1 protein-coding gene is annotated in these 2,256 nt (G+C 69.1%); it reads left to right on the forward strand.

Annotated features, from left to right (window positions below):
- Window positions 1-60: 60 nt before the first annotated feature.
- Entirely contained in the window at window positions 61-1,296 is a 1,236-nt protein-coding gene (locus ACFU99_RS41230; RefSeq protein ID WP_384403217.1) for an acetyl-CoA carboxylase biotin carboxylase subunit family protein, read from the forward strand.
- Window positions 1,297-2,256 lie beyond the last annotated feature (960 nt).

The raw sequence follows: 2,256 nt of genomic DNA on the forward strand, positions 1-2,256 counted from the left end.
GCAAGAAACCATAAGCCACACCCGGCCCTCCCGGGCCACCCAACAACTTACGGAGTTGCCATGTCACACCGCCTGCTGCTGATCGTCGGCTCCGGCCCGCCGCTGATGCGCCGCTACCTGATGGAGGCTGCCGCCGCCTACTCACCGCTCCTGCTCATCGACGACGCGCCCCCGACCTGGCAGCGGCCCTACACCGTCGACCACGAGACCGCCGATCTCACCGACCCGCTCGCCGTGACCGCCGCCGCCGACGCCCTGGCCGCGCGCTGGAACATCGCCGGCGTCCTGACCTGGGACGAGTACTGCCTGATGGCCGCCGCCCGGCTCGCCGAGCGCTACGGACTGCCCGGCAACGTCCCGGACGCCGTCGGCGCGGCCCGCGACAAAGCCGTAAGTCGCCAGCGTTTTGCCGCTGCCAATGTCCCCTCGGCTGCCTCCACCTGGGTGCACAGCCTGGCCGCCGCAGCCTCGGCGGCCGAGCGCGTCGGCTACCCGGCCGTCCTCAAACCCGCCGCCCACGCCGGCAGCGTCGGCGTCGTCCGCGTCGATGCCCTCACCGACCTGCCCCGCACCTGGGCCATCGCCGAAGCGGGCGCCGCCCACCAGGGCGCCGAGGGACAGGGCGTGCTGCTGGAGGAGTACCTGGACGGCCCGGAAATATCGGTGGAGACCGCCACCTACCGCGGGGTGACGACAGCGGTCGCCGTCACCCGCAAGTCCCTCGGCTTCAAGCCGTACTTCATGGAAACCGGGCACTGCGTCACCGCCGGCGACCCGCTGCTCACCACCGTGGCGCCGATCGCCGAAGCGGCCCTGCGCGCCCTCGGCATCACCAACGGCATCTCGCACGTCGAAATGCGGCTGACCGCCGACGGCCCGCGCCTCATCGAGGTCAACGCCCGCTGCGGCGGCGACCTCATCGGCGATCTGGTCCGCAGGGCCACAGGCGTGGACCTCGCCCGCGCCGCCGCCGCCATCGCCTGCGGCCACATTCCCGACCTGCACCCCACCGAAGACCGCAGCGCAGCCATCGGCATGCTCTATCCGCCCGCTGAGGGCATCGTCACCCATCGAGAACTGCGGCCCGGCAGAGATCAGCACCTGGAGCACTTCCAGTGGCTGCGCGACGTCGGTGACACCGCCACCCTCACCCCCTCCAGCACTACGCCGAACAACATCCGCGCCGGGTACGCGGTCGTCAGCGGCGACAGCGCGCACGATGCCCAACAACACCTCGCGGACGTCCTCGCCCGGGCCGACGTGAGGGTCACCTCGACCGTTCCCCGCGCCGCGTGAACAACTCCCGCTCACCGTGAGCCGCTTGAAAGAAACACCTCCATGACTCGCACCCCCTTCCACCGAAGCGGCGCGGCGATGCTGGAAGCAGGTACGTCAGTGGCGGTCCCCTGGCATGATGGTCCGGCCCGCGCAGCAGCGCATAGCTGTGCTCTTCGCGCTGTGACGGCATCAGAGTCACTCCGGAAACGGTGCCGTGCGTCTCTGCCCGATACGACACGGTCATGGTCGTCATGAGCTGTTGGCCGACGACCGAATCTCTTGGTCCGCAGCGAATGACCGATGAGCTCGCCCGCCCTCTGCGCAGTGGAGCAGACAGCCTTCACCTGTGGTCGGCTCCGCCCTGATCCGGTCCATGCACGCTGGCCGTCCGCCATTGCTATCGTGGTCACGAGTCGCAGTTCAACTACACGTCGGACTGCGGCTGAAGCCCACACACGTGAAGTGCCGGGCCCCCGGCTGCTACCAGGGACCCGGCACGTGTGCGGGGTTGGGTGGGTCCGGCTGATTAAGAGGCAGTCGGACCTATCTCAAGGCCCATCAGCCGCCCCCTGACCTGCGGCAATCTAGCGCAGCAGCATCACCGCACACGTTGCGAACGGGGCCAGCGCACCCAAGATCGCAACCAGCGAGCGCACCCAGCGCGATAGATCTTCGGGATTACCTCCCGGTTCGTCTTCCATATACCTGCGCCTTTCTCGCTGAAGTTCACGGCCCTGAGCGCCGCCGCGGCCGAAGGCTTCACCTTCATTCGGCGCGGATCTGATCGGACGCATGGGCGCGTTGGCGGGTGCGGCCGGCGCGGGCGGGGAACAACAAGGCCCGCCGGCGAGCGCTTCGACCACCGGCTCGAGCAGCCCCAGATACCGGAGGGCAACGAGACCGAATACGGCACGTGAGCAACCCGCGACCAGCGCACGGAACGAAAGGCCCCGGAGTGAACTCCGGGGCCTTTCGAGT

This window comes from Streptomyces sp. NPDC057654, assembly GCF_042800135.1.
Taxonomy (GTDB): Bacteria; Actinomycetota; Actinomycetes; order Streptomycetales; family Streptomycetaceae; genus Streptomyces.

Coding starts and splice junctions, on each gene's coding strand:
- ACFU99_RS41230 (WP_384403217.1), top strand. CDS start 61: ATGTCACACCGCCTGCTGCTGATCGTCGGCTCCGGCCCGCCGCTGATG.